Annotated in this window: 22 protein-coding genes and 1 tRNA gene; 16 read left to right on the top strand and 7 right to left on the bottom strand. The window is 60.4% G+C overall.

Going from position 1 to position 26,870, the window contains the following annotated elements; translation table 11 throughout:
* Positions 1-21 precede the first annotated feature (21 nt).
* The 6 genes from tsaE to HKD21_RS00400 all read left to right on the top strand — a co-directional run bounded on the left by tsaE (position 22) and on the right by HKD21_RS00400 (position 9,643).
* On the top strand, positions 22-471 hold the full coding sequence (gene tsaE, locus HKD21_RS00425; protein WP_194253722.1) for a tRNA (adenosine(37)-N6)-threonylcarbamoyltransferase complex ATPase subunit type 1 TsaE: 450 nt from the start codon (positions 22-24) through the stop codon (positions 469-471).
* Positions 468-3,521, top strand: a complete 3,054-nt coding sequence (gene addB / locus HKD21_RS00420; RefSeq protein WP_194253721.1) for a double-strand break repair protein AddB — start codon at positions 468-470, stop codon at positions 3,519-3,521. The genes tsaE and addB overlap by 4 nt, the downstream gene beginning before the upstream one ends.
* Positions 3,518-7,093, top strand: coding sequence for a double-strand break repair helicase AddA (addA, locus tag HKD21_RS00415; RefSeq protein ID WP_194253720.1), 3,576 nt, complete (start codon positions 3,518-3,520; stop codon positions 7,091-7,093). The genes addB and addA overlap by 4 nt, the downstream gene beginning before the upstream one ends.
* 85 nt (positions 7,094-7,178) lie before the next feature.
* A complete protein-coding gene (gene trxA / locus HKD21_RS00410; RefSeq protein ID WP_062029874.1) occupies positions 7,179-7,505 on the top strand; it encodes a thioredoxin TrxA in 327 nt (108 codons plus the stop codon).
* Positions 7,506-7,594: 89 nt separating this feature from the next.
* Positions 7,595-8,785: a ribonuclease D gene (gene rnd, locus HKD21_RS00405; RefSeq protein WP_194253719.1), complete on the top strand. Its 1,191-nt coding sequence runs from the start codon at positions 7,595-7,597 to the stop codon at positions 8,783-8,785.
* A gap of 135 nt (positions 8,786-8,920) precedes the next feature.
* A complete protein-coding gene (locus tag HKD21_RS00400; RefSeq protein WP_194253718.1) occupies positions 8,921-9,643 on the top strand; it encodes a GcrA family cell cycle regulator in 723 nt (240 codons plus the stop codon).
* Between the two features lie 427 nt (positions 9,644-10,070).
* Here the strand turns inward: HKD21_RS00400 and HKD21_RS00395 are convergent.
* Together HKD21_RS00395 and dksA are read right to left on the bottom strand one after the other, a co-directional pair.
* Positions 10,071-10,145, bottom strand: a tRNA-Thr gene (locus HKD21_RS00395).
* Between the two features lie 52 nt (positions 10,146-10,197).
* On the bottom strand, positions 10,198-10,611 hold the full coding sequence (dksA, locus tag HKD21_RS00390; protein WP_194253717.1) for an RNA polymerase-binding protein DksA: 414 nt from the start codon (positions 10,609-10,611) through the stop codon (positions 10,198-10,200).
* 234 nt (positions 10,612-10,845) lie between these two features.
* Between dksA and HKD21_RS00385 the strand changes: the two genes are divergently transcribed.
* Genes HKD21_RS00385 through HKD21_RS00375 form a run of 3 tightly spaced genes read left to right on the top strand, consistent with a single transcriptional unit; the run spans position 10,846 to position 12,721 of the window.
* The gene (locus HKD21_RS00385) at positions 10,846-11,988 is read left to right on the top strand and encodes a flagellar basal body P-ring protein FlgI (RefSeq protein WP_407646495.1); all 1,143 of its coding nucleotides are present in this window, start codon (positions 10,846-10,848) and stop codon (positions 11,986-11,988) included.
* Positions 11,988-12,290, top strand: coding sequence for a rod-binding protein (locus HKD21_RS00380; RefSeq protein WP_194253716.1), 303 nt, complete (start codon positions 11,988-11,990; stop codon positions 12,288-12,290). The genes HKD21_RS00385 and HKD21_RS00380 overlap by 1 nt, the downstream gene beginning before the upstream one ends.
* On the top strand, positions 12,287-12,721 hold the full coding sequence (locus tag HKD21_RS00375; RefSeq protein ID WP_194253715.1) for a flagellar protein FlgN: 435 nt from the start codon (positions 12,287-12,289) through the stop codon (positions 12,719-12,721). Before HKD21_RS00380 ends, HKD21_RS00375 begins: the two co-directional genes overlap by 4 nt.
* An 11-nt stretch (positions 12,722-12,732) precedes the next feature.
* Here HKD21_RS00375 and HKD21_RS00370 read toward each other — a convergent pair whose 3' ends face one another.
* Positions 12,733-14,025, bottom strand: a complete 1,293-nt coding sequence (locus tag HKD21_RS00370) for a hemolysin family protein (protein ID WP_194253714.1) — start codon at positions 14,023-14,025, stop codon at positions 12,733-12,735.
* A 152-nt stretch (positions 14,026-14,177) separates the two neighbouring features.
* On the bottom strand, positions 14,178-15,374 hold the full coding sequence (hpnH, locus tag HKD21_RS00365; RefSeq protein WP_194253713.1) for an adenosyl-hopene transferase HpnH: 1,197 nt from the start codon (positions 15,372-15,374) through the stop codon (positions 14,178-14,180).
* A gap of 274 nt (positions 15,375-15,648) precedes the next feature.
* Here hpnH and HKD21_RS00360 point away from each other — a divergent pair, with 274 nt between their 5' ends.
* The 4 genes from HKD21_RS00360 (at position 15,649) to hpnK (ending at position 19,969) form a co-directional block, all read left to right on the top strand.
* Positions 15,649-16,368 carry an ABC transporter substrate-binding protein gene (locus HKD21_RS00360; RefSeq protein ID WP_228120644.1) on the top strand — a complete coding sequence of 240 codons (720 nt, stop codon included), beginning with the start codon at positions 15,649-15,651 and terminating at the stop codon, positions 16,366-16,368.
* Positions 16,369-16,426: 58 nt separating this feature from the next.
* Positions 16,427-17,638 (top strand): bacteriohopanetetrol glucosamine biosynthesis glycosyltransferase HpnI, encoded by a 1,212-nt coding sequence (hpnI, locus tag HKD21_RS00355; RefSeq protein WP_194253712.1) that lies wholly within the window; start codon positions 16,427-16,429, stop codon positions 17,636-17,638.
* Entirely contained in the window at positions 17,635-19,059 is a 1,425-nt protein-coding gene (gene hpnJ / locus HKD21_RS00350; RefSeq protein ID WP_194253711.1) for a hopanoid biosynthesis associated radical SAM protein HpnJ, read from the top strand. The genes hpnI and hpnJ overlap by 4 nt, the downstream gene beginning before the upstream one ends.
* A gap of 73 nt (positions 19,060-19,132) precedes the next feature.
* Complete coding sequence (hpnK, locus tag HKD21_RS00345) at positions 19,133-19,969, top strand: hopanoid biosynthesis-associated protein HpnK (RefSeq protein WP_194253710.1); 837 nt, start codon at positions 19,133-19,135, stop codon at positions 19,967-19,969.
* A gap of 20 nt (positions 19,970-19,989) precedes the next feature.
* Here hpnK and HKD21_RS00340 read toward each other — a convergent pair whose 3' ends face one another.
* A complete protein-coding gene (locus HKD21_RS00340) occupies positions 19,990-20,970 on the bottom strand; it encodes an adenosine kinase (RefSeq protein WP_194253709.1) in 981 nt (326 codons plus the stop codon).
* Between the two features lie 318 nt (positions 20,971-21,288).
* Here HKD21_RS00340 and HKD21_RS00335 point away from each other — a divergent pair, with 318 nt between their 5' ends.
* Both HKD21_RS00335 and HKD21_RS00330 read left to right on the top strand, forming a co-directional pair.
* Positions 21,289-21,990 (top strand): bactofilin family protein, encoded by a 702-nt coding sequence (locus HKD21_RS00335; RefSeq protein ID WP_228120641.1) that lies wholly within the window; start codon positions 21,289-21,291, stop codon positions 21,988-21,990.
* A 123-nt stretch (positions 21,991-22,113) separates the two neighbouring features.
* Complete coding sequence (locus HKD21_RS00330; protein WP_194253707.1) at positions 22,114-22,608, top strand: DUF3465 domain-containing protein; 495 nt, start codon at positions 22,114-22,116, stop codon at positions 22,606-22,608.
* A gap of 55 nt (positions 22,609-22,663) precedes the next feature.
* Here the strand turns inward: HKD21_RS00330 and clpA are convergent, their stop codons facing one another.
* Complete coding sequence (gene clpA, locus HKD21_RS00325) at positions 22,664-24,979, bottom strand: ATP-dependent Clp protease ATP-binding subunit ClpA (protein ID WP_194253706.1); 2,316 nt, start codon at positions 24,977-24,979, stop codon at positions 22,664-22,666.
* A gap of 129 nt (positions 24,980-25,108) precedes the next feature.
* Positions 25,109-25,468, bottom strand: a complete 360-nt coding sequence (clpS, locus tag HKD21_RS00320) for an ATP-dependent Clp protease adapter ClpS (protein WP_194254054.1) — start codon at positions 25,466-25,468, stop codon at positions 25,109-25,111.
* Between the two features lie 314 nt (positions 25,469-25,782).
* Here clpS and HKD21_RS00315 point away from each other — a divergent pair, with 314 nt between their 5' ends.
* Positions 25,783-26,829, top strand: coding sequence for a D-alanyl-D-alanine carboxypeptidase family protein (locus HKD21_RS00315; protein ID WP_194253705.1), 1,047 nt, complete (start codon positions 25,783-25,785; stop codon positions 26,827-26,829).
* The last annotated feature ends 41 nt before the right edge of the window (positions 26,830-26,870 follow it).

Genomic DNA, 26,870 nt, shown 5'->3' with positions numbered 1-26,870 from the left:
CGTCGGGTCCACATTGGCGCCATGCAGATACGCCTCGATGACCAGCTTGCGACCGAAACTCTGGCGGCCCTGATTGCCGACCGTTGTGGCCCCGGAGACTGCCTTGCCCTTTCAGGCGGTCTCGGGGCCGGGAAAAGCACGTTCTCCCGCGCCTTCCTGCGCCATCTGGCGCAGGACCCACAGATGGAGGTGCCGAGCCCCAGTTTCGCGCTTGTTCAGCCTTACGAGACGCCCAAAGGAACGGTTCATCATTATGACCTGTGGCGACTGAACGGGCCGGATGCGTTGCATGAACTGGCGTGGGACGAGGCGTGCGAAGGGATCATGCTGGTCGAATGGCCGGAGCGGGCGGAAGACCTGCTGCCGGAAGGGGCGCTGCATCTCACATTTTCTCCCGGAAATACCGAGGACTCCCGCCTCGTGGAACTGACGGGCTGGCCTGCTGACCGTCTGACAGGACTGAACCCATGAGCGGCGTCGTCACCATTGCGGGCACGGAGCCGTTTCTGGATCGTGTGGCGCAGGAATGGCTGGAGCGTGATCCGGCTGCTGGAACAGATGGTCCGGGCCTGATCCTCGTTCCCAGCCGTCGCGCGGGCCGTGCGCTGATGGAAGCCTTCCTGCGGGTTCTGGACACGCAGGCGGCACTTCTGCCGCGTATCGTCGCCATCAATGACGTGGATGAGGACGCTCTGGCCTCTATCGGGATCGACGTCCTGTTGCCTCCGGCCGTGGAGCCGCAGCGGCGTCTGGCCGTGCTGTCGATGCTGATCCTTCAGACGCCGCTCGTGAGTGTCGGTGTGGACAGCACCAAGGGGATCGACCGGGCCTGGCCGCTTGCCAAGGCGCTGGCGGACCTGATGGACGAGGCCGAGCGCAGCGGTGTCGATCTGGCCGAGAGTCTCCCGGATGCGGTGGAGGAGCGGTTTTCCGACCACTGGCAGCAGACGCTGAAATTTCTGGAAATCGTCACAGCCGTCTGGCCGAAATGGCTGGAAGAGGAAGGGTTGTGCAACCCGGTGGCGCGGCAGATCGCACGGCTAAAGGCGCAGGCCCGCGCCTGGGAAGAAAAGCCGCCGCTCACGCCCGTCTGGGGCGTGGGATTTGCGGACGGGTCTGCGGCGGTATCGGATGTGCTGGCCGTGGTGGCGCGGCTTCCTGCCGGGCTTGTGATCCTGCCGGGCGTGGATCTGGGCATGGCGGACGACATCTGGGCTGCTTTGCCGCCGTCGCACCCACAGGCGGGTCTGAAGGAAATCCTGACGGATCTGGGGCTGGCCCGGGAAGAACTGACGGACTGGGATGGCGGCCGGGATCGCGGGCGTGAACTGATGTTACGCGAAGTGCTGCTGCCGGAGCAGGGGATCGCGCATTGGGGGCAGGACAGCCGCCCGCGCGATATCGACAGGCTGTCCATCCTTCCCGCGCAGGACCAGCAGCAGGAGGCGCAGGCTATTGCGCTGATCCTGCGCGATGTCGTGTCCGAAGCCGGGAAGACCTGCGCCCTCGTCACGCCGGATCGGGCGCTGGCGCAGCGTGTGGGGACCGAGCTTCTGCGTTTCGGCATCCATGCTGATGACAGCGCGGGCGAGTCCCTGTCCCAGACGCCAGCGGCTGTGTTTCTGCGTCTGATCGCGACCGCTGCCGAAGCGCAGCTTTCTCCCGTTGCGCTGCTTTCCGTTCTGAAACATCCGCTCGCCGCTCTGGGGCGCACGCCGGGGGATTGTCACGCTTCCGCCCGGCGGCTGGAACGGCTCCTGTTGCGTGGACCTGCTCCTGCGCCCGGTATCGCCGGACTGAAAGCCGCGCTGCACGACTATACGCAGAAGAAACACGCCCCCGACCACGGCGCCAGCGCGGATGCCCCGGACGAGCCGGAAGGCCCTGCCGCCTTCATCGCGCGGATCGAGCGGGCCTTTGATCCGCTTTTGTCTATTGAGGGGGCCATTCCGCTGCCGGAACTGCTCGAATGCCTGATCCACACGGCGGAGGCTCTGGCGGCCACGGCGGAAGAACTGGACGCTCCGGAGGAGGAGGAGCCACGTCATCCGGGCGCGCGTTTGTGGCTTGGTGAGGATGGTGAGGCGCTGTCGCGGCATTTGGCGGCGCTGATCGTCAATACCGGCATTCTGCCGCCGCAGCGTCTGACGCATCTGGATTCGTTTCTCAACACGTCCATGGCCGGGCAGATGCTGACGGGTCTGCGCGCGCATCGCGGCGGTGTGGAACTGGCGCATCCGCGCGTCTCGATTCTCGGCGTGTTGGAAGCGCGGCTTCTGGCGTTCGATGTCGTAGTGCTGGGAGGGCTGAACGAGGGCGTCTGGCCGCCTGCGACCGATCCGGGACCGTGGCTGAGTCGCCCGATGCGGGTGCGGGTTGGTCTGCCTTCGCCGGAGCGGCAGACGGGTGTGAGCGCGCATGATTTCGTCTCGACCATTCTGGCGTCGAAGGAGGCCGTGTTCGCGAGTTCGGCCCGACGTGAGGGTGCACCAGGCGTTCCGGCACGCTGGATGGTGCGGATGGAGGCGTTTCTCGGCGGCCGGTCGCAGAGCCTGCCGGTGCATCCCGCCTTGGACTGGCAGCGCTGTCTGGATCAGCCGCTGGCAGGTGCCGAAGCGGTTGCGCCGCCCGAACCCCGGCCGCCCGTTGCTCTGCGGCCACGGGGGCTCAGCATTACCGAAATCGAGACGTGGATGCAGGACCCGTACGCGATCTATGCCAAGCACGTCCTGAAACTCCGGGCGCTCAAGCCGCTGGAGGAAGGCGCGGAACACGCCGATTTCGGCATGATCGTGCATGAGGCGATGGAACGCGTTCTGCGCGATTTCCCGGAGCGCTGGCCCGCCAATGCGAGCATTATTCTGCGACGTGTGTTTGCCGAGGAACTGGGCAAGGCCAATATGCGTCCGGCCCTCGTGAACTGGTGGGGGCCGCGTCTGGCCCGGATTGCGGACTGGGTGGCGGAGAAGGAAGCCGCTTACCGGCGGGACATGGAAGACAGTGGTCTGTCGCAGGGGCGGTTTGTGGAAGTGACGGCGTCTTTCCGTCTTGAAGCCGCTTTCGCGCCATTCGAGCTGCGGGGGCGTGCGGACCGGATCGATATCGGGCCCGATGGTCTGGCGACGGTCTTCGATTACAAAACCGGCCAGCCGCCAAGCGGCAAAAATGTCGCGGAAGGCTGGTCCGTCCAGCTTGTGCTCGAAGGTGCGTTGTTGGCGAAAGGTGCGTTCAGGGATGTTCCGGCGGTGGATACGAAGAAACTGCTCTATTGGCATCTGACCGGTGGCGATGAGGCGGGTAAGGAAAGCGAAGTGCCGGGTGCACGCTCTTACACGGATGCGCCGACCCTGATTGCCGGGGCGATGGACAAACTCCGGGCCCTCGTAGACGAATACGATAACCCCGATCAGCCCTACCGTTCCCAGCCCTGGGCCGGACATGTGCCGCGCTATACGGATTACGCGCAGCTTGCCCGCGTGGATGAATGGCGTGCGGCCTATGCGGAAGGAGAGGGCGAATGAACGACATGCCTCCCGTTTTCCGTCCCATCACTCGCGACGAAGTCATTGCCGCCGCCGACCGCACACAGCGTCAGGCGTCTGATCCGCGCGCTTCGGTGTTCGTCTCGGCCTCGGCGGGGTCGGGCAAGACCAAGCTGCTGATCGACCGTCTGCTGCGGCTCATGCTGCCGCTTTACGTCCAGACCGAAGACGGCGACACCATTCTGGCCGATGGCGCGCATCCGTCGCGTATCCTGTGTCTGACCTACACCAAGGCCGCCGCTGCCGAGATGGCCAACCGCCTTCAGCAGAAGCTGGGAAGCTGGGTCTCGCTGCCGGATGCGACGCTGGGCGCGGAACTCGAAAGTCTTGACGTTCCGAACACGGACGAGACCCGGGCCCGGGCGCGCGCCCTGTTCCTGTGCGTGCTGGATCTGCCGGGTGGGCTGCGGATCGAGACGATCCATGCGTTCTGTCAGTCGCTCTTGCGGCGTTTTCCGCTGGAGGCGTCGGTCGATCCGCATTTCACGCTGATGGAAGAGACGGATACGACGCTGGCCCTGCGCGAGGCGATGGAAGATGGTTTGGCCCGTGCGCCGGAGCTTGCGGCCAATGTGGCCGGAACGGTAGGGCTGGACGATTTCTTCAAGCGCATCCGCACACTGAACATGGAGGAAAGTCGCGCCCGGCCGCTGCTGGAACGCTGGGGGATTTTGCCGGACAGTGTGGTCAGCGCCTATCGCAAGGCTCTGAAAGCGGGGCAGGAGGGCATTGAGGATCTTGAAAACCTCGCCTGTCGTCCGCCGAAGGAAGACGATCTGCGGGCCGGTCTGCGCGATGCGCTTGGGAGCGCGACGGTGTCCGGTCGCGTTTTCATTGAACAGATGTTGGCATGGCTTGGGACGGAACCAGCCGAGCGCTTGCTGACACTGTGGACGCAATGCCTGCTGACGAAAGATGGTGGCCCGCGCAAGGTGAACGGCATCGTCGGCAAGGCCTCGCAGGCCGCTGTCCCGTGGATTGCAGCGCTTCTGGAAGATGAGGCGCAGCGCCTTCTTGATCTTCAGACGCGCCTCAAAAGCCTGCGTCTGGTGCTTCTGAACCGTGCCCTTCTCGGTCTGGCCGCGCCGATGCTGACGTCGTTTCAGGAGGGCAAGTCCGCCCGTGGTCTGGTGGATTACAATGATCTCATTCAGGAAACCCGCAACCTTCTGCGCGATCCGGGTGCGGCCTGGGTGCTCTACAAACTCGATGGCGGCATCGACCATCTGCTGCTGGACGAGGTGCAGGACAATTCCGGCCTGCAATGGGAAATCGCCGGTGCGCTGACCTCCGAGTTCTTTGCGGGCGAGGGGGCTTGGGAGATGGGGCCGCGTCCGCGCACGATCTTTGCGGTTGGCGACTACAAACAGTCGATTTACGGGTTTCAGGGTGCCCAGCCGGAAGAGTTCCATCACTGGCGGAACGAGTTCGCGGACAGGGTCCGCAATGCCGGGCTGCTGTGGCGTGATCCGGAATTGAACGTGTCTTTCCGTTCGGTCCCGCCTGTCCTGTCGTTCGTGGACGCGGTGTTTTCCCAGCCTCTTGCCGCGCATGGCCTGTTGCAGGAAGGCGAAAAGACGCTCCGCCCGCATGTCTCGGCCCGTCCGGGGCAGGGGGGACGTGTGGAACTGTGGCCGCTCGTTCCCGTCGTTCAGGGCGAGGACGATGACGAGGGTTTGACGCCCTGGCGTGCGCCTTCTGCCAATACCGGGCAGCGCAGCGCACCGCAGCGTCTTGCCGAAGCTCTTGCAGAATGGATTGATCAGCAGATCGGGCGTCCCCCGCAGCCGGGGCAAGCGCCTCTGACGGCAGGGGACGTGCTGATCCTCGTGCCCCGACGCTCGCCATTCCTGCGCTCGCTCATCCGGGCGCTGAAATCGCGCAATGTGCCGGTCGCGACGCTGGTGCGGGTCGGGCTGACGCAGCAGGTCGCGGTCCGCGATCTTATGACGCTCTGTGCGGCGCTGCTTCTGCCACAGGATGACCTGACGCTCGCGTCCGTTCTCACATCCCCGCTCGGCGGCCTGACGGACGACTCGCTGATGGCGCTCGCGACCCGCAATGGCACGACCCATGCCCTCGGCCCGAAAGGTCAGCCGCTCTGGACCGTTTTGCGCGAACGGCATCGGGAACGCGCCGACTGGCGGGCGGCGTGGGAAATGCTGTCCACGCTTTATGCGCGCGTCGATTATGCCTCTCCTTATCGTCTGTTGGCGGAAACGCTGGGCCAGCATGGTGGCCGCACGCGGCTGCTGCGCCGTCTGGGGCCGGAAGCGGCTGAACCGGTGGACGAACTGCTGACGGCGGCCCTGCGTTATGAAGGGCTGCATCCGCCGTCACTTCAGGGCTTCCTGCACTGGCTCGAAGCCAGCGAGATCACCAGCAAGCGCGAGGCCGAGAGCGATCTGGGAGCCGTCCGGGTCATGACCGTGCATGGCTCCAAGGGGCTTCAGGCGCGTCTGGTCGTCATGCCGGATACGTTGTCCAAGCCGCCACCCGGCAGCGATTTTCTGTGGGAAGAAGCAGGCGCGTTAGAGCTTCCGCTCTGGGTCCCGAAAAAGGACATGGGCACGGATATCACGGCTACTCTGTCCGAACGGGATGCTGAGAAGGCGCGTGCTGAAAGCAACCGCCTGCTTTATGTCGCACTCACCCGCGCCAGTGACTGGCTGGTGATCTGTGGCGCGGCGGGCAAGCGCGAGCCTGTCGAGACAAGCTGGTACCGACAGTGTGAGGCCGGGTTCCGTCAACTGGCCAATGCCCGTTCCGAATCTCTGGACCTCGGTTGGGAAGGCGAACGGCTTGTGCTGGAAGAGGAGCGCACACTCGCGCCCGTCGCTTTCCGGGCCGAAGATGCCGAACCGCCCTGTGCGACGCTGCCAGACTGGATGGGGCGCGCTCCGGACTGGAAGCCCTTCATTGCCCAGCGCGAAGATGCCATGACGCGTCCGCTCGCGCCTAGCCGTCCGGATGGGGCCGAGTTTGGTGAACTCCCCGCTGCCCGTTCCCCGCTGGAGCTTCTGGCCGGTCGTTCCACGCCGGTCCGCGAGCAGGCCATGCGGCGCGGCACCATGATCCATCGTCTGCTCCAGCTTTTGCCCGAAACCCCGGTGGCAGAGCGCGAGGCCGTGGCCTTGCGCTGGCTGTCCCGCCGGGCGCTGGGTCTGACGGAAACGGAGATCCAACGTCTGGCCGGACAGGTTCTGGGCGTTCTCTCCCATCCGGATCTCGCACCGCTCTTTGCGCCCGGCAGTCGTGCCGAGCAGCCGATTTCGGGCGTCAGTGACGGGCGCGTGGTGCTCGGGCAGGTCGATCGTCTGCGGATCGGAGACGGAGAAATCTGGATCTGCGACTACAAGACGAACCGCAATCCGCAGCTTCGCGCTGATCGGACGCCCGTCATCTATCTGCGTCAGATGGCGGCCTATCGTGCCGTGCTGGCGCAACTTCATCCGGGCTACGACATTCACTGTTCGCTGGTCTGGACGGAAGGGCCAGCCGTTGTCACACTCCCGGCCACTCTGCTGGATCAGGTGCGGTCTGGAGTTTGATGCAGATCAAAAGCCCCCTTGCAGTGAGGGGCACGGCAGCCGATATCATTTTTCAGAAACTTCATTCGTCACAAGGAATAGACCCATGAGCGCAAACACCGTTGCCGTCAGCGACAGCAGCTTCGACGCAGACGTCCTGAAATCCGAAGGCCCGGTTCTGGTTGATTTCTGGGCGGAATGGTGCGGCCCGTGCAAGATGATCGCACCGGCGCTTGAAGAAATCGGTGCTGAGTATCAAGGCCGTCTGAAGGTTGCGAAGGTCAACATCGACTCCAACCCTGAAGCGCCCACGAAGTATGGCGTCCGCAGCATCCCGACGCTGATCGTCTTCAAGGACGGCAAGCCGGTCGCGCAGCAGATGGGCGCTCTGCCTAAGAGCCAGCTCAAGGCATGGATCGACCAGTCTCTCTGATCGTTTTCCCCCTGAGCAGCCCGGAAAACGGGTGAGGGAAGGACGTGAGGGGCGTGGTCACGATCCTGCGCTTTGTGTAGGATCGTGTCATGCGCTCGAAAGCTCCGACCTTCCCGACCCCTGTTCTCCTGACCTCCAGCGAGGAGGTGGCCCGTATCTGCGAAAAACTGCAGCACGAGCCTTTCGTCACCATCGATACGGAGTTCGTCCGGGAAAAGACCTACTGGCCGGAGCTCTGCCTCGTTCAGCTGGCCGGAACCGAAGACGTTGTCCTGATCGACACGCTCGCTCCCGGGATTGATCTTGCGCCGCTGGGCGACCTTCTGGCCAAGCCGGATTGTATCAAGGTTTTCCATGCCGCCCGGCAGGATCTGGAAATCTTCCTTCATATTTTTGACCGTCTTCCGGTCTCGGTTTTCGATACGCAGGTTGCCGCCATGGTGGCCGGTTTCGGCGATCAGGTTGGATATGACAGTCTTGTGGGCGCAATTACGGGGCGCAGCATCGACAAGGCGCATCGCTTTAGCGACTGGTCGGCCCGTCCGCTGAGTAACGCCCAGATTGCCTATGCTGCAGCTGATGTGACCCATCTGCGTACGGTCTATGACGCTCTGCGCAAACAACTCGCCGAGCAGGACCGGTTGCACTGGGCCGACTCCGAGCAAGCGGTCCTGACGGAAGAAAAAACGTTCCGCCCCGATCCGCGTCGACTCTGGGAAAAGCTGAAAGCCCGGACCAGCAACCGCCGGATGCTGGGTATTCTGCGGGAAGTGGCGGCCTGGCGCGAACAGGAAGCGCAGAATGCCGATATTCCCCGGCAGCGTGTCATCCGCGATGAAAGCCTGCTTGAAATCGCAGCCGTTCATCCGGATACAGTTGAGGCGCTTTCCCGTATCCGTGGTGTGACCCGTGGTTTTGCTGAAGGCAAGATGGGCAAAGGTCTTCTTGAGGCCATCTGCACCGCTCAGGAATGCCCGGAATCCGAACTCCCGAAAGCACCGTCGAAATCCGAACGGGCGCGCCCTTCTGCCGCTCTGGTGGCGCTTTTGCGGGTGCTGCTGGCTGCCAAATGCGAAGAGCACAAGGTGGCGCCCCGTCTGGTCGCCTCTTCGGAAGATCTTGATCTGATTGCTCTTGGAGAAACCGATGTCGGCGCACTGCGCGGCTGGCGTCGCGAACTCTTCGGTCTGGATGCTCAGGCGCTGGTGCGCGGCGAGATCGCGCTGGCAGTCGTGAATGGTCTTGTGGAGCTTCAGCACGTGGCGGAAACAGTCGCATAAGAACCGCCTTCGACGCGGCGGGGAGTTTCTGGTAAGAAGCCTCCCGAAGATGTTTCGGGTCCGGTGGGCCGGGACTGCAAATCAACAGCATATCGGGCCACGTCAGGCACCGAAGCGGAACAGGGAAACGAACATATGGAGTGGACGGACGAGACGATCGCCAGACTTCGCGATCTGTGGAGTCAGGGACTTTCGACCGCCGAAATCGGCCGCCAGCTCTCCATCACCAAGAATGCCGTTGTCGGCAAGGCCCATCGTCTGGGCCTGCCTCCCCGTCCGTCCCCTATCCGTAATCGTAAGACTACGGACGGTGAAACAGGAACAACGGAAGCCGCACCCCGTCGCAAAAGCCCCTCAAAGGCAAAGGCTACCGAGACTGCCGGATCGGACCTGTTTGCCGACGGTAAAGACGCGTCTCCGGTAAAGGCCGTGTCAGACGGTGTAGAAAAGATTTCTGAAAAGCCTGCCGCAGTCGTTCGTAAGGTCCCGTCTGTTGCCCCTGAGGCTCCAAAGGCCCCTCAGCCTGCTGCTGCTGCTGCTGCTGCTGCTGCTGCTGCTGCGCGCGCCGTACCTGCGGCTCAGAAGGAGACCGCTGCGCTCCATCGCGAGCCTGCCGCCGTTACGCCTCCTAAACAGGAACCCCGTGTCGCTCCTGTATCGCGTCCGGCCCTGCCACCACGTTTTTCGACAGCCGGAATTGACCGTCCCACCCGGCGTGGCCCCTCCTGCTGCTGGCCGATCGGCGACCCCGGAACTCCGGGTTTTCATTTCTGTGGAGCAACCCCGCTGTCTGGAAAGCCATATTGTGCCGAACATGCCGCGATTGCTTATGTGAAAATACGCGATCGTCGTGACTGATTTTTGAGGTGTATAAACGTAAAAAAGCCGCCCTTTCACAAGAAGGGGCGGCTTTTTTTTATGATGAGAATCTGGAAATACGGTCGAAAGTAAAAAAGAGCGGGCGTTCGAAGCCGCTAGTCATGTACAGATCTGTCCATAATGCAGGCTTTTAGCAGGATAGAATCGGTCCTCGTCCAGAAGGAGCCATTCGACCTGATAATGCGGTAGGATCAAAGCGTCATGATTTAACGGAAGACTGGGCATGGTCTTGCGAGACCGCATTAATTTTGCCGGGGAGAAGAACCATAACCATCGAGCATGGTACAGAGATTAGAGCTCAGATGGCTTCGTGAGCCCATCAGCATATGCTGATGTCCAGAATGGATATTCGATCCATTCTGATACAGAGAATAACTACGTTATTTTCGATTATTGGCTGTTATACTGGTGCTGCTGGACAGGATTGAACTGTCGACCTCTCCCTTACCAAGGGAGTGCTCTACCACTGAGCTACAGCAGCATACCGTTGCCTTGGCGCGCTTGGTAACGGTTCAGCGCGCCAAGTGCAAGTCCTAATCGTCGCGGTGGACTTTTTCCATCTTTTCATGACGCTCCTGTGCGTCAATGGACAGGGTAGCGATCGGGCGCGCTTCGAGCCGCTTCAAGCCGATCGGTTCTTCCGTTTCCTCGCAGAAGCCGTAGCTCCCATCCTCGATACGTTCGAGCGCCATATTGATCTTGGTGATCAGTTTGCGCGCCCGATCACGGGTCCGAAGCTCGAAAGCCCGATCCGTTTCCACGCTGGCGCGATCAGTGATGTCGGATTCATGGATTCCCCCTTCCGAGAGACTCGCAAGCGTTCCATCGGCCTCTTTCAGAAGATCGACACGCCAGCGCAGAAGTTTCTGCCTGAAGTACTCGACCTGAAGCGGGCTCATGAATTCTTCGTTGTCGGAAGGCTTATAATCCGGCGGCAGCGTAATCATGCGCATCCAATCCTTGGCTGATCCGCCGACGTCCGCTTCCAACAGCCGCAGGCGATAACGCGCGGCTTATAGCTACCCCAGCGGCATCCGCCAACCCCGAACATGCTTTGACGGTCTGTCGGAAAGCGCGGAAATCTGCGTGTCTGTTAGGGGTTTCTTTACTCTGTAAGGCCATCCTCAGCATCTGAGACCCCCAGACCTGTCTTGCAGGCATCAGGATACCCCCCGTCGCCCATGCGTTTTATTCAGCGATCTCCGTTATCTTTTCGCGTCCTGATGCAGCGGCTTGTTGCGCTTGTCTGCGTCGGACTGCTGCTCCTGCCTGGTTTCACCCTGGCAGCCAGTGTTCGCATCAAAGATATTACCGACATGGAAGGCGTACGGAGCAACCAGTTAATCGGTTATGGCCTTGTTGTAGGGTTGAACGGTACCGGGGACCGGTTGACGAATACGATTTTCACCCGTGAAACGCTGATTTCCATGCTGAATCGCTTGGGCGTCAACATTCGCGATCAGGAAACGCAGCTTCAGACGCATGACGTCGCTGCAGTTATGGTGACAGCGGATCTCCCCGCTTTTGCGCATGGCGGGAACCGCATTGACGTGACGGTCTCTGCTGCGGGTGATGCATCTTCTCTCACGGGCGGCACACTGCTGGTCACCCCCCTGATGGCGGCGGATGGGGAAGTTTATGCCGTGGCTCAGGGATCACTTGCCACAAACGCTTTTTCTGCGCGAGGCGCGGCCGCATCCATCACGCGCAACGTTCCAACGAGCGGACATATTGCGAATGGCGGCATTGTCGAAAGGGAGGTTCCTTTCGACTTGAGCCATCGCGCCAATCTGCATTTGAGTCTGCGGAATCCTGATTTCACGACAGCGAGTCGGATTGCCGCGATCATCAATCGGACCTTCGGGCCGATTGCGAATGTTCAGGATCCGCGCACGGTCCTGCTGGATCTGAGCAGCCACGATCCCGTTCCAACCCTTTCGCGGATCGGTGATCTGCTGGTGACGCCCGATACGCCTGCCAAGGTGGTGGTGGATGAAGCCAGTGGAACCATCATCATGGGGGCGGATGTCCGGATCAGCACGGTTGCTGTGGCGCAGGGAAATTTGACTGTACAGGTGACCGAAACGCCCGAAGTCTCTCAACCTGGTCCATTCTCCAATGGTCAAACGGCTGTTGTGCCGCGTACGAACGTCAAGGTGGATACGGGCAAGAACCAGCATCTGGCGGTTGTGCCGGGAGGGACAACGCTCAGGGAGCTTGTTGCGGGCCTGAATGCGCTGGGTGTGGGGCCAAGAGACATGATCAGCATTCTGCAGGCCATCAAGGCTGATGGTGCCCTGCAGGCAGAACTGGAGATGCGTTGATGACCATATCCTCAACCAGCAGCACGATATCACAGGGATTCCCGTTACACGGGCAGAAGGCAGACCCGGCCAAAACCTTGAAGTCTGCTCAGGATTTCGAATCCATGGCCATCAATCAGATGCTTCAGCCTATGTTCGCAACGGATGACGACAGCGACAACATGTTCAGCGGGGGAGCAGGAGAAAAGCAGTTCCGGCCCATGCTGGTGGAGCAGATCGCCAAGCAGATGGAAAACAATGGTGGTATCGGCATGACGGATGCGATCAATCGCCAGATGCTGGCCATGCAGGAGCAGAAATGAGCGCATCCATTATTCCAGCCATGCAGCGTCTGATTGCCATTCTGGAAGCTGAAAACTCTGCATTGGAAGAAGCGCGTATCCCCGATGCTCTGGCGCTCCTGCCCGACAAGCAGAGTGCTTCCAGGATGCTGGAACAGGAAGTTGCGGTCGCCAACGACCGTAAAAAGGATCTTTGCCCCTGCTGCCCGGATGATGAAGAAGATACAGCTCAGCAAGAGCCGCCCGCATTTCCCTATCGCGATCTGCTGGAGCAGATGACGGAACTGGGCAATCGCAACGGTGAACTTCTGCAAAGGGCGATTACGGCACAGAAGCGTGTGATCGAACTGTTAACATCAACTCCGGCGGCGACTTTGCCGCACAATTACGGCAATCAGGGAACCTACGCGCCTGTCAGTGAAAGACAGGCCCTTTTCACAAGCCGGGCCTGAAAACCGCCAGGTCAGTCCTCGGCAAGAATTTGTCGGCTGACCTTAACCTTTCCAACGCGTCGGCGGTCCATTTCCAGAACTTCGAACAGCCATCCGCCGAACGCGACCTTGTCTCCCCGCGCAGGAACGCGCCTGAGAAGCGCCAGCATAACACCGCCAAGGGTGTGGTATCCTCCAGCGCCGGGAAGCTCCGGAAGGTTGAGGCGCGAGCGTAATTCATCCGCAGGCATGAAGCCTTCAAAGACATAATCGTCTTCGCCTTCGGCCGCCTGTAGTTCAGACGAAGACGACTCCGTTTTTTCTTCGCCAACGATTGCTTCCAGAACGTCCGACGGCGTGACGATTCCTTCAAACGAACCGTATTCGTCCAGAACGAACGTAATCCCCAGATTGACCCCGCGCATACGCTCGATCATGTCCTGTGCGCTGAGGCTGTCCGGAATAACGGGAGGCTCACGCAGGACAGCATCCACGGAAACCGGTAGTTTCAGGAGCAGCCGATCCATGATGTCTTTGGCGAGAATAACGCCGACAGGGTGGTCGACATCTCCCTCACAAACCACGATCCGGGCGTAGGAAGTCTGGCGCAATTTGCGGACCAGTGTTTCCTGATCTGCATGCCTGTCGATCCAGAAGAGCTCATTGCGCGGCGTCATGATCGCTCTCACCGGGCGGTCCGCCAGACGCAGGAGGCGTTCGATCATGGCCTGTTCGTCGGTTTCGAGCACGCCAGCCCGTGCGCCTTCGGCCAGAACAGCTTTCAGCTCTTCTTCCGTGACAGCCGCGCGCGTCAGAGGGCCGATCCGGAGCATGCGGAGCACCAGCGAGGATGTGCCGCTTAGCAGCCAGACGATTGGCTGTGCGACACGCGCGACGCCGACCAGAAGCCACGCCAGACGTGAGGCAATGGCTTCCGGGCGTTGCAGTGCAATCTGTTTGGGGATCAGTTCACCGAAAACCAACATGGCAAAGGTGATGATTGCGACGACGAGAACCATCGAGATTTCGCTGGCAATCGGACGCAGCGAAGGAATGTCCGCAATCCAGGGAGTGACGGTACCTTCCATCTGGCTGCCGCCAAACGTACCTTCAAGAATCGAAACAAGCGTCATGCCGACCTGGACGGTCGGTAGAAAGCTGTGTGGATCTTCTGCCAGCCGGATAGCGGTTGTAGCGCCCCGGACTCCCTGCTTGGCAAGAACCTCAAGCCGTGGCCGTTTTGCTGAAATGAGTGCCATTTCTCCCATGGCAAACACGGCATTGAGGAAAATGAGCAGGCAGATAACAAGAATAGGGGTCAGCATGGTCCGGCCGGAATAATGAATAGCCCGATCATAACAGGACGACTGACGGATACCATGCCCTTCATTCGGCCACGGTAGATGCGAAGCTGTGGTTACAAAAAAACCGGCTCACAGGGAGCCGGTTTTCATGCGGATTTAAAGAAGATCCGTTCTCAGTCTGCTGCGTCGGCAGCTTCTGAAACTGTATTGGCTGCGGGGCGGCCATTAACGCGGACGCGCGGGCCACGGGCTGGCTTGGCACCTGTTGAGATGCGTTCCATCTGCTGCTGAACCTGCTCTTCGTAACCGTATTCGGCAGGGCGCTGGTTGGCGAGTGAGATCTCCGGAACCATCGGCTTTTCGGTTTCCGGTCCGAACAGAGCCACCTTGGCGATATGCCAGGGACGCGCGACAGCATCCATGACGGCGGTGGACTCGTAACCGGAATGCACCATGCAGTCGGCGCATTTCTCGTATGCGCCTGTGCCGTACTGCTCCCATGCCGTGTCGTCCATCAGCTCCTTGAAGGTCTTGGCATAGCCTTCGCCCAGCAGATAGCAGGGACGCTGCCAACCAAAGACCGTGCGCAGCGGCTTGCCCCAGGGCGTGCAATGGTAGTTCTCATTGCCCGCCAGAAAGTTCAGGAACAGCGGGGACTGCGTGAAGCGCCACTTCTTGCCTTTTCCGAGGCGGAAAACGTCGCGGAAAAGCTGCTTCGTCTTCTGTCGGTTCAGGAAGTGCTCCTGATCCGGGGCGCGTTCATAGGCGTAGCCCGGCGCCGTCATGATGCCGTCAACGCCCAGAGCCATGACTTCATCAAAGAAGGCTGCGAGACGCTCGGGAACGGCTCCGTCAAAAACAGTGCAGTTGATCGAGACGCGGAAGCCGCGGGATTTCGCAAGGCGGATGGCTGCTACGGCACGGTCGTATACGCCGTCCTGACATACTGACGAGTCATGCATCACCTGATCGCCATCAAGATGCACGTCCCAGGAGAAGAACGGGGAGGGCTCGTAATCGTCGAGTTTCTTCTCCAGCAGCAGGCCGTTCGTGCACAGGTAGACGTATTTTTTCCGCCCGATCAAACCTTTGACGATCTGGGGCATTTCCTTGTGCAGGAGGGGTTCACCACCGGCGATTGCAATGACAGGGGCACCGGCTTCCGTGTCGGCATCCAGGCATTCCTGAAGGCTGAGACGCTGGTTCAGGATCTGCGCGGGATAGTCGATCTTGCCGCAACCGGCGCATGCCAGATTGCAACGGAACAGCGGTTCGAGCATCAGGACCAGCGGATATCGCTTGCGGCCCGTGAGGTGCTGCTTGACAACGTACCGTCCGACTCGGACAGCCTGCATCAAAGGAACGGCCATTATAATCCTCTGGTTCTAGCCTCCGGAAAATGCGTCCATCAGGGCGCCCGGGGCCTTGCACATCGTGGATGGCCCGTGGCCTTCATTTTCTGTCCCGGTTCTGAAAACCGGAAAACGTGAAGAACCATCGGGCATTAGATTGACTGCCTATAGACCCATTGTCGTGTTCGCCTCAATGTCAGACGGCATAATTCGTACCGGCCCTGTGGCTAATCGAGCACAGATGGCTTTATGGATGCCAGAACCTGATACAGGGAACTTGATACAATGTGTCATGAACCTGATCTCTATGCCCGGAATTGTCTACCAGGACGAAAGTACGATCATGATTTGCCGTTTTTCCCCGAAAATGACTCTGCCTCTTCTGTCTGCCTGCCTCCTGACGGGGCCTGTTGCATTGACGGCTCTCTCCCCGGCAGCGTTGGCTGATGCAACGGATGTGGAGATGCCAGCGGATTCCGCCGCTGCCGTGGCGCCTGTCGCAGCTCTGTATGACGCTCTGAAGGCTGCCCAGAAGACCGGGAAAACCGCCCAGCAGCGTGCAGCGATGATCGCTCCTGCCGTGGATCATGCCTTTGATCTGGAAGCGATTCTCCGCCGTTCGGTCGGCGTGCGTTACAATAGTCTGAGCCCCTCGGACCGTGCGCGTCTGCTGGGTTCGTTCCGTCAGTTCACGATCGCGCACTATGCCGCGTCCTTTAAGCCTCAGGCGCAGGCGGCCTTCACCGTTTCCCCACAGACGCGCCAGAACCCGACTGGTGGCGTGATTGTCGATACGACGATCGGCGGCACTGATGGGGGCAATGCCGTGCCCATCGACTACATCATGACGAACAGTGCATCGGGTTGGCGGATTACGGACGTTCTGCTGAACGCTCATATCAGTCAGGTCGCTGCGCAGCGTTCCGATTTCGGAGGGGCTCTGAGTCAGGGCGGCGCCAACGGTCTGGCGGATCATCTGGACAGCAAGACTGCCCATTTCCTGCATGACTGAGTCCGGTCCTGCGACGGCAGTCTTTCCCAAAAGCGTTCGGGAAGGCTAGAACACCGTCGTGCCCTTACCTCTTACCATCGCAGCCAGCGTCTGTGCCCTTGTTTCAGCCGCTGGAAATCTACAGGCGCTGACGGGCGCCCTCCTGCTCGCCCGGTTCCGTCGCACGGAGCGTCATGCCGATGAGGCGCTGTGTCTGTCGGATCGGACGTGGCCTTTTGTCACGGTCATGAAGCCCCTGCACGGTAATGAGCCGTTGCTGGAAGATGCGCTGGAAAGCGTCTTTACGCAGGATTATCCAGACTTCCAGATCGTCTTTGGCGTGCAGGACGCGGAAGACACTGCACTGGCCGTTATCGAACGACTCCGGGTGCGTCATCCGCAGGTTCCGGTCAGCGTGGTGATCGATCCGCGCGAATATGGTCCGAACCGCAAGGTCGGGAATTTGATGAACATGTACGGGAAGGTCCGTCATGACATTATCGTGATTTCCGACTCCGATATTCATGCGAGCCCCGGCTATCTTCGTCATGTCGTGACGAGTCTGGAAGAGCAGGGGACTGGTCTGGTCACTACTTTATATGCTGGTCGTCCTGCTGTCGGGACGCTTGTTCAGCAACTCGGTGCCTGCCAGATCAATCATAATTTCCTGCCCGGCGTGATGATGTCCCGTTTTCTGGGGCGTCAGGACTGTCTGGGGGCCACAATGGCCCTGCGGCGTAAAACCCTTGAAGAGATCGGTGGCCTTGAGGCGCTGGTCGATCATGTGGCTGATGACGCAGAGCTGGGACAGCTCATCCGGGCGCGAGGCGAAAACATCGTCATTGCGCCCACGCTGACTCATACGACCGTGGGTGAACATTCGCTTGGTGAGCTGCTGGCTCATGAGCTGCGTTGGGGACGCACCGTCAAGAATGTCGCTCCGGTCGGCTATGGCCTGTCGTCCATCCAGCTTCCCCTGTTCTGGGCGGTAACGGCCGTACTGTTCCGCCCGAATGCCTGGTGGACATGGCTCCTGCTGCTTCTAACATGGCTGTTACGCGCCATTGGAAGCCGCATCATGGACCGTGCCACGAACTGTCCGCTTCCAAGTGTAATCCCGCTTCTGGTCATTCGTGACTGGCTTTCTGCGGCCATTATGGTGGGAAGTGCCCGCGGATCGCGCGTTGCATGGCGGGGCAGAACGGTCCATATCGCCCGAAGAAAACGTAATTCCGTGTCCTGCGCCCCCTCGCTCCAGGCCGGCGCCACCCGAAAGAGTGTCCGATCATGATGAGAACCCTTTTTCTCCAGCCTCCCTCCTTTGACGGCTTCGACGGTGGCGCGGGCTCCCGCTACCAGGCGAAGCGCGAGATCAAGTCTTTCTGGTTTCCGACGTGGCTGGCCCAGCCGGCTGCTCTCGTTCCCGGATCGCGCCTGATTGACGCCCCGCCGGCCAAGATGGGCATGGACCCCATCCTCGAAGACGTGAAGAATCGCGACCTCGTCGTCATCCATACGTCCACGCCATCCTTCGCTTCCGACGTTCGCGTTGCGCAGATGATCAAGGATGCCAATCCCAAGATCATGATCGGCATGGTCGGCGCGAAGGTTGCTGTCCAGCCGAATGAAAGCATGGAGAAGGGCGCCCCGATCGACTTCGTGGCCCGCAACGAATTCGATTTCACCATCAAGGAAATCGCCGAAGGCAAGCCGCTCGCGGAAGTGGACGGTATCACCTGGCGTAACGAGAAGGGCGAGATCGTCGCGAACAAAGAGCGCGCGATGATCGAGGACATGGACAGCCTGCCGTTCGTGACCGAGGTCTACAAGCGTGACCTCAACATCAACGACTACTTCATCGGCTATCTGAAACACCCCTACATCTCGATCTATACGGGCCGTGGCTGCAAGTCGCGCTGCACGTTCTGCCTGTGGCCGCAGACAGTCGGCGGACATCGCTACCGGACCCGCAGCCCAGAGCACGTGGCTGCCGAAGTGCGTCTGGCCAAGCAGTACTTCCCTGAAGTGCAGGAATTCATGTTCGATGATGACACCTTCACGGACGACCTGCCCCGCGCCGAAGCCATTGCCCGTGAAATGGGCAAGCTCGGCGTGACATGGTCCTGCAATGCCAAGGCGAATGTCCCTTACGACACCTTGAAGGTTCTCAAGGAAAACGGCCTGCGCCTGCTGCTGGTTGGTTACGAGAGCGGCAACCAGCAGATCCTTCACAACATCAAGAAGGGCATGCTGGTCGAGACGGCCAAGGAATTCACGCGCAACTGCCACAAACTGGGCATCAAGATCCACGGAACCTTCATCGTCGGCCTGCCGGGCGAGACAAAGGAGACCATTCAGGAGACGATCCAGTTCGCCAAAGAGATCAACCCGCACACCCTGCAGGTTTCTCTGGCCGCACCGTATCCCGGCACGTTCCTGCACAAGCAGGCTACGGAAAACGGCTGGCTGAACGAGGCGGAAGCCGAACTGATCGATGAGAGTGGCGTGCAGATCGCACCGCTGCATTATCCGCATCTGTCGCATACGGAAATCTTTGAGAGCGTCGAGGAATTCTACCGCAAGTTCTACTTCCGCGGCTCCAAGATCGCCTCCATCGTCAACGAGATGATCCGCAGCCCGCAGATGATGAAGCGTCGTCTGCGCGAAGGCGTGGAGTTCTTCCAGTTCCTCAAGGACCGTCACGCCGCCTGAACGGCGCGCGCCTGACGTATTATTTTTCAGGGGTCATGGCGCATGTCATGGCCCCTTTTTTGTGAGATCCGCCATGACATCCAACTCCCTGCGCCGCGCCATCGTCTCCGCCGATGATTTCGGTATGAGTCTCGAAGTCAACGAGGCTATCGAACAGGCCCATCGCAACGGCATCCTGTCCACGGCCAGTCTGATGGTCGCCGGGGATGCCGCCGAAGATGCCATCCGCCGGGCGAAGACGATGCCGGCTCTGAGGGTCGGGCTGCATGTTGTGGCGATCGAGGGCAAGTCCGTGCTCGATCTGCCCGCCATTACGGACGAGCAGGGGTGGTTTGGACGGAACCAGCCGCGTTTGGGTGTGGAGTATTTCTTCAGTCCGCAGGCCCGGAGCGCCCTGCGTCGCGAAATCGAAGCCCAGTTTCGGGCCTTTGCGGCAAGTGGGCTGACGCTCGATCATGCCAATGCTCACAAACACATGCATCTGCATCCGACGGTGGGGCGCTTTTTGATCGAGTCCGGTCTGAAACATGGGGTGCGGGCTGTCCGCTCCCCCTTTGAACCGCCGGAGCCTGTTGAAGCCAACGATACGTTGGGAGACCGCGCTCTGCGTCACTGGATCGGCGTGCTGCGTCACCAGATCCGCAAGGCGGGGCTGAAAACCAATGACTGGTGTTTCGGGCTGCGCTGGTCCGGCCATATGACGCCGGACCATATCCGCGGACTCATTCCGCGTCTGCCGGTGGGCACGAGCGAAATCTATTTTCACCCCGCCACGGCTCAGGACGCCATGATGAAGCGCTTCATGCCGGGTTATGAGCAGGAGGGCGAACTGGCCGCGCTTCTGGACCCGGCTGTGCGGGAGACATTCGACGAGTCTGGGGTCACCCGCATTGGCTGGGCCGATCTGTAAGACTAGCCCAGAGACACGTTTCAGGCCGTCAGCGTGAACGTCTCGGTCGGGCGGGCACCGTAACGGGTGATGATCTCACCGGCAGCCTGATTGCCCAGCTTTGCACAGGTGACGAGGTCGTGCTTCTTGCTCAGCCCGGCGAGGAAGCCAGCCGCGAACGCATCGCCTGCGCCTGTGGTGTCCACGACCTTCACTTCCGTGGTCGGGACGTCATGGCGCTCACCTTCGCCGATCACGACCGCACCCTTTTCGCTACGTGTGATGACGGCCAGCTTTGTTTCGGCGGAGACCTGCGTGATGGCTTCTTCGAAATCCGTGACTTCGTACAGGGCCAGAAGCTCGGCCTCGTTGGCGAACAGGATGTCCACATGGCCGGCTACAAGCTCGTGGAAGGCTGCGCGATGGCGTTCCACGCAGAACGTGTCGGACAGCGTCAGAGCGACCTGACGGCCTGCCTTGCGGGCCAGGCGGGCAGCGTGTTCGAACGCTTCCTGAGCTTGCGGCTTGTCGTACAGATAACCTTCCAGATAGGTGATGGCCGCATCCGCCACGACGGATTCATGCACGTCCTCGGGCGTGAACTCCGTGCAGGCGCCGAGATAGGTAAACATGGTGCGCTGGCCTTCGGGCGTCACCAGAACGATGCAGCGTGCGGTCGGTACACCGTCAGCGGCCGGAAGCGGCTCGGACGGGAAAGTAATACCCTGCTCGCGCATATCGCGCGTGAAATGGTCGCCAGCTTCGTCAGCCGTCACCTTGCCGAGATAGGCCACTTTTGCGCCCATGCGGGCCGCCACGACGGCCGTGTTGGCGCCGGACCCGCCGCCTGTCACGTTTTCGATATCCACGCGGCTTTCGATGGCATGCGCCGTGGCAGCGTCGATCAGGGTCATGCTCCCGGCAGCAGCGCCAAGCCCGTCGATCAGGTCCTGGCCCACTGGGGCGAGAACGTCGACGATGGCATTGCCGATACACAGAAGGTCATGCTGGGGTGCAGACATTGGAACTCCGGTCAGGTCGCTGAAAACTTCAGAAAAAAACATTTAACGGGCAGACTGCGCCATTAAATCAACACGATCATAGGTCCCCTCTGGGTTCACGCCAACTCCCGGTTCACCCGATGCCGTTTTCATCCGTGAGATTTCGTCACATTTATGGAAATGCGCGTCTTGTCCCGCCGGGTCGTGAGCGTGTAGCCTTGTCGAAAGACCGGCTCCCGAATGTTCTGTCTGCGAGCGCCCTGCTCTCGCAAAGGATCGTCGGGGAGACGTCCGAGACAGAATTAGAGTGTTCTTTTCCAGATCCGCAGCGGGGTTTCCTTGTTCAGAAGACGCAAACCGGAAGATGACTCCAAGCCTGTCGAGAACGGCAAACTTGCAGGTCAGCCCATTTTCCCCAACCGGCCGGACGCTCCCAGCCAGACGGCTCCCGCGTCAGGATCCGGATCGCCCTCCAGTCCCCCACCTGCCCAGCAGCCCAACCAGCAGAAGGACCCCGCGCCCATGGGTCGTACCCCTTTCCCGGCACCGCCGTCTTCCAATTCTCCGACGGGCGTAACGCCGGCAGGGGCACCGCGCCCCGGTGTGGCCGCCGTTCCGGGCGCACCGCGCCAGACCGGTCCCGAGCGTCGTACGCTGGTTGTAGGCCGTGGCATCAGCGTTCAGGGCTCCGTGCAGGACGCCGAGCGCCTCGTCGTTGAAGGCACGGTCGAGTCCAGCATGATCCATGCTGCCGAGCTTCAAGTCACGCATGGCGGTGTTTTCCGGGGCGGTGTCGAGGTTGAGGACGCGGAACTGGCGGGCACGATCGACGGCACCCTGACCGTCAATGGCAGCCTCACGATCCGTGCGACCGGTCGCCTTATTGGCAAGGTCAAGTGCCGTCGTCTTCAGGTCGAGGATGGTGGTCAGATCACGGGCCAGCTCGAAATGATCACGGATGGCGCACCGGCACGCCCGGCCGTCAGCGAAGCCGCCAAGGCCGAGGCTGCGGCTGGTGAAGGCCCCAGCGAAGCACCCTGATCCGTTATTGCGGAGCAGCATAAAGGCCCGTCCCCTCTTCGGGACGGGCTTTTTTGTGTCTGGCCCAGACCTTACGGCGGCCAAGCTACAGACAGGGCCACCCCGACAGGAGAAAATCCCTTCATGACATCCCGTCTGCTCTCCATGCTTGGTGCGGCATTGCTGTGCACGCCGTTGGCTGCGTCCGCTCAGGGCTTTTTCGGCCAGAATGTTGCCTCCCACAACACGCATGGCATGCCAGCACAGTGTGATAATGCCCGATTTCTCGCCGACCAGCAGGGGCTGGAACAGAGCGGCCCGACTGGCATCGACCTGCCCGCGCATCTGTGCGGACAGGTGCTGGCGGTCTCCCCCAGAGCAAAACGCACCCGCAGCGGCTGGCACGGCTATTTCTATCTGTCGGTCGGGCAGGGGATCTCCATCCGGATCGTCTCCGATCTGGACCAGATGAATGCGCCACAATGGCCCTGGGTCAGCAAGGGCGATAAGGTCGAGGTGCAGGGTCGCTACTATTATGACAGCCTGCGTCGTCAGGGCGTGGACTGGACGCATCATGGCACAGGCCGCAAATGGCCCTGGCCCGGCTATGTCGTGGTGAACGGTACCCGCTACCAGTAACAAAAAAGGCCCGGCGAGACAGTGTCTCCCGGGCCTTTCTCCTGAGTGCAAGGCTTCAGCTTGTCGCTTCGTCTTTCTTCGAAGCGCCATCCTCGCCCTTGGCGTCCTCTCCGCCTTCGAGAATATCGAAGTCGAGTGCGCCGTTCTTCATACCAATCCGGACGGCACCGCCCTGAGCCAGTCTTCCGAAGAGCAGTTCTTCGGCCAGAGGCTTCTTGATGTACTCCTGAATAACGCGTCCCAGTGGGCGCGCGCCGTACAGCCGGTCATACCCACGCTCCGCAAGCCATTCTTTGGCGCTCGAGGAAATCTCGATCGTCACATGGCGGTCGGCAAGCTGGGCTTCGAGCTGAAGCACGAACTTCTCGACCACGCGCCCAACGGTCTCCGGCGTCAGATTGGCGAAGGGAATGATCGCGTCCAGACGGTTACGGAATTCTGGCGTGAACAGGCGTTTGACAGCCTCTTCGTCCTCGCCGCTCCGCACCGTCCGTCCAAATCCGATCGCTTCCTTGGACAGGTCCGCTGCACCCGCATTCGTGGTCATGATCAGGATCATATTGCGGAAATCGACAACCTTGCCGTTATGATCCGTCAGGCGACCATGATCCATGACCTGAAGCAGAACATTGAACAGGTCCGGATGAGCTTTCTCGATTTCGTCCAGCAACAGAACCGCGTGCGGATGCTGGTCGATCGCATCTGTCAGCAGGCCGCCCTGATCGAACCCGACATAGCCCGGAGGCGCACCGATCAGACGTGAGATCGAATGACGCTCCATGTATTCGGACATGTCAAAGCGGATCAGTTCGATCCCGAGCGAGTTGGAAAGCTGCTTGGCGACTTCCGTCTTGCCGACGCCGGTGGGGCCGGAGAACAGATAGTTACCGATCGGCTTTTCCGCATCGCGCAGCCCGGCACGCGACAGCTTGATGGCCGCAGCCAGTGCGTCGATCGCCTTGTCCTGCCCGAAGACCATGTTCCGCAGATCCCGCTCCAGATGGCGCAGGGTCTCGCGGTCATCGGCCGAAACGCTCTTGGGCGGGATACGGGCGATCTTGGCGATGGCCTCTTCCACGTCCTTCAGCGTCACGGTTTTACGGCGCTTGTTCTCGGGGATAAGCATCCGTGCAGCACCAACTTCGTCGATCACGTCGATCGCCTTGTCTGGCAGCTTGCGGTCATGGACGTACTTGGCCGCTAGTTCGACTGCACCACGAAGCGCTTCTTCCGTGTAGCGGACCTTATGGTGCTTTTCGTATGTGCCCTTCAAGCCGCGGAGAATTTTGATCGCGTCTTCAACCGAGGGCTCTGGCACATCGATTTTCTGAAAGCGGCGGACGAGTGCCCGGTCTTTCTCGAAATGCTGACGGAACTCTTTATAGGTTGTCGAGCCGATGCAGCGCAGCGTCCCCGCAGCCAGAGCAGGCTTGAGCAGGTTGGACGCATCCATTGCCCCACCCGAAGTCGCACCTGCGCCAATCACGGTGTGGATTTCGTCAATAAAAAGGATGGCGCCAGGGGTCTGGTCCATTTCCGTCACCACGGCCTTCAGCCGCTCTTCGAAATCTCCGCGATAGCGCGTTCCGGCCAGAAGAGAGCCCATGTCCAGCGAGTAGATCGTGCTGTTCAGCAGAACGTCCGGTACTTCGCCTTCCACGATCCGTTTGGCCAGACCTTCGGCAATCGCCGTCTTGCCGACGCCCGGATCGCCCACATAAAGCGGATTGTTTTTCGTGCGGCGGCACAGGATCTGGATGGTGCGTTCGATCTCCTGATCACGGCCGATGAGCGGATCGATCCGCCCTTCACGCGCACGTTCGTTCAGATCGACGCAATAGGTCGCGAGTGCGCCTTCCTTGGCTGTTTCCTTACGCTCCTCACGTTCGGATGTGTCTTTGGAAGCCGCAGCCGGACGACGCCCAGCGCCACGATCGGGTGCTTTGGCAATGCCGTGCGAAATGAAATTGACCGCATCAAGCCGCGTCATGTCCTGCAATTGCAGGAAATAGACGGCATGGCTTTCGCGCTCGGCGAACAGAGCCACAAGCACGTTCGCGCCCGTGACCTCGTCGCGGCCCGTGCTCTGAACATGGATCGCCGCACGCTGGATCACGCGCTGGAAAGCTGCGGTCGGCTTGGGTTCCGTTGGACGTTCCGCGGCCAGTCCTGCCAGGTCCTTGTCCAGAAAGTCCGTCAGATCGGAACGCAGCTTGTCGAGATCGATGCCGCAGGCCCGGAAAACCGTCAGCGCATCATCGTCTTCTGTCAGCGCGAGCAGAAGATGTTCGAGGGTTGCATATTCGTGACGCCGGTCACCTGCGAATGTCAGGGCGCGGTGGAGTGTCTGTTCGAGCGTACGGGACAGCATGTGATGGCGCTCCTCTCGACCTCTCGTAGGAAAGGTATCTTGTCGCGGAGTAACGTGTAACGCCAGTCAGAAACGCAGAGGGAAACAAGAAATTATCTTGCGCCCGGGCTTTTCTGCCTGTCAGACGGATCAGTCTTTCTCGATCGTGCACTGAAGGGGGTGCTGGTTCTGGCGTGCCAGATCCATCACCTGTGTCACCTTGCTTTCAGCCACTTCATAGGTGAACACCCCACAGACTCCGACGCCGCGCTGATGAACCTGAAGCATGACGGAGGTCGCCTCATCCCTGGTTTTGGCGAAGAAACGCTCCAGCACATGCACCACGAACTCCATGGGCGTGTAGTCGTCGTTGAGCATCAGAACCTTGTACATGGAGGGTTTACGCGTCCGGGTTCTGGGGCGCACCACTACGCTGACATCAAGGTCCTGATCCCCGTCTCTCTGGTCCGGCCTGTGAGGCGGAATGGACTCGGGAGACTCCGGCCCCATACGAGATGGGGGTCGCGACAAAGCGACACCGGAGAGGTCGTTCAGACAGGGGATAAGATCACAAGAAGACATGACTGGTATGATATGGTGCGAATTTCGGTCTTGAGAAGGGCTGCAAGCCCCTGAAATAAGGTTTTTATGCGCCAGGTGCCACGATGCTGCCTTCTTTTCGCCCTGCTTACGAAAAATTAAGGAAAGTCCTCCAAAGCTGGTGGACGGGGAGTTTTCAATGCGCCTAGACTGCCTGTCATACAGGTGGCTCCAGAGCCCGAAATTCTTCCCGAGACGACGTTCCGTTCAGAGGCTGTCAGTAAATGCGTTTCCCGTTCCAGAAAGCTTTTCTGTTGTGCGCTATGACGGCCATGGGGCTGGGATCGGCCAAGGCACAGTATGCCGGGCACGTCTCAAGCTTTGTAATGGACGCTCGCACCGGTGCAGTTCTTTCAGCGACAGACGCCGAGCTGCAACGTTACCCGGCGTCTCTGACCAAACTTATGACGCTTTATCTGACATTCCGCGCCCTTGAAGCCCATCAGATCACGATGGACGAACAGGTTCCGGTCTCCATCCACGCCTCCATTCAGGCGCCGTCTAAGCTTGGTCTCGTTCCGGGAACGAAGCTGACGGTGGAGCAGGGCATTCTTGGACTGGTGACGAAATCTGCCAATGACGCCGCCTGCGCTCTGGGCGAATTTCTTGGCGGTGGGGATGAAGTTCGCTTCGCCCAGCTTATGACGCAGCAGGCTCGGGCTCTGGGAATGGTTAACACGACCTTCCGCAATGCGTCCGGTCTTCCTGATCCCGATCAGGTCACGACAGCGCATGATCTGGCCCTGCTCTCGCAGCACCTGATCGCGGATTTCCCGCAATATTATCACTATTTCAACGTTCCTTCCTTCTATTTCCATCGGCGCATGGTTCCGAATCATGACCCGATGCTGAAAATCTATGCGGGAGCAGATGGTCTCAAGACGGGCTATACCGATCTGGCTGGCCACAATCTCATCACCTCTGCCCAGCGCGGCAATGTACGTCTGATCGGCGTAGTCATGGGCTCTTCGAGCAATGCGCGCCGTTCCATGGAAATGGTGGCACTGCTGGATAAAGGCTTTGCGGATGAAGGCGTTGCACCCCAGCCACTGCTCCATCCTGCTGCACCGTCTGGCATCCTGATGGCCTCTGCCAGCCGTCGTGGTCGCTTCCATCGCGGTTTCCTGCTGGCATCCTCGCGACCTATGGAGGTTGCTGACGCGCCGACGTCTCCGCGCCGTTATGGACGGATTTCCCATCATGGGGCGGCCGTACACATGGTCAGCGTGCGCCATGTTGTCGCTCGCAAAAAGCGTTCCCGGCACAGCTGATTCTGAAAATCTGACCTGCCGCCTTGCGATCCAGCCCGGAC

The sequence above is a fragment of the Gluconobacter cerevisiae genome (genome assembly GCF_015244675.1).
Lineage (GTDB): Bacteria > Pseudomonadota > Alphaproteobacteria > Acetobacterales > Acetobacteraceae > Gluconobacter > Gluconobacter cerevisiae.
This window is presented reverse-complemented; position numbering and strand designations above follow the sequence as displayed.

Coding starts and splice junctions, on each gene's coding strand:
- addB (WP_194253721.1), top strand. CDS start 468: ATGAGCGGCGTCGTCACCATTGCGGGCACGGAGCCGTTTCTGGATCGT.
- HKD21_RS00380 (WP_194253716.1), top strand. CDS start 11,988: ATGACCATATCCTCAACCAGCAGCACGATATCACAGGGATTCCCGTTA.
- HKD21_RS00340 (WP_194253709.1), bottom strand. CDS start 20,970: ATGTCTGCACCCCAGCATGACCTTCTGTGTATCGGCAATGCCATCGTC.
- HKD21_RS00370 (WP_194253714.1), bottom strand. CDS start 14,025: ATGCTGACCCCTATTCTTGTTATCTGCCTGCTCATTTTCCTCAATGCC.
- hpnJ (WP_194253711.1), top strand. CDS start 17,635: ATGATGAGAACCCTTTTTCTCCAGCCTCCCTCCTTTGACGGCTTCGAC.
- dksA (WP_194253717.1), bottom strand. CDS start 10,611: ATGATTACGCTGCCGCCGGATTATAAGCCTTCCGACAACGAAGAATTC.
- HKD21_RS00400 (WP_194253718.1), top strand. CDS start 8,921: ATGGAGTGGACGGACGAGACGATCGCCAGACTTCGCGATCTGTGGAGT.
- trxA (WP_062029874.1), top strand. CDS start 7,179: ATGAGCGCAAACACCGTTGCCGTCAGCGACAGCAGCTTCGACGCAGAC.
- HKD21_RS00315 (WP_194253705.1), top strand. CDS start 25,783: ATGCGTTTCCCGTTCCAGAAAGCTTTTCTGTTGTGCGCTATGACGGCC.
- rnd (WP_194253719.1), top strand. CDS start 7,595: ATGCGCTCGAAAGCTCCGACCTTCCCGACCCCTGTTCTCCTGACCTCC.
- tsaE (WP_194253722.1), top strand. CDS start 22: ATGCAGATACGCCTCGATGACCAGCTTGCGACCGAAACTCTGGCGGCC.
- clpA (WP_194253706.1), bottom strand. CDS start 24,979: ATGCTGTCCCGTACGCTCGAACAGACACTCCACCGCGCCCTGACATTC.
- hpnK (WP_194253710.1), top strand. CDS start 19,133: ATGACATCCAACTCCCTGCGCCGCGCCATCGTCTCCGCCGATGATTTC.
- HKD21_RS00385 (WP_407646495.1), top strand. CDS start 10,846: ATGCGTTTTATTCAGCGATCTCCGTTATCTTTTCGCGTCCTGATGCAG.
- HKD21_RS00375 (WP_194253715.1), top strand. CDS start 12,287: ATGAGCGCATCCATTATTCCAGCCATGCAGCGTCTGATTGCCATTCTG.
- HKD21_RS00360 (WP_228120644.1), top strand. CDS start 15,649: ATGAACCTGATCTCTATGCCCGGAATTGTCTACCAGGACGAAAGTACG.
- clpS (WP_194254054.1), bottom strand. CDS start 25,468: ATGGGGCCGGAGTCTCCCGAGTCCATTCCGCCTCACAGGCCGGACCAG.
- HKD21_RS00330 (WP_194253707.1), top strand. CDS start 22,114: ATGACATCCCGTCTGCTCTCCATGCTTGGTGCGGCATTGCTGTGCACG.
- hpnH (WP_194253713.1), bottom strand. CDS start 15,374: ATGGCCGTTCCTTTGATGCAGGCTGTCCGAGTCGGACGGTACGTTGTC.
- addA (WP_194253720.1), top strand. CDS start 3,518: ATGAACGACATGCCTCCCGTTTTCCGTCCCATCACTCGCGACGAAGTC.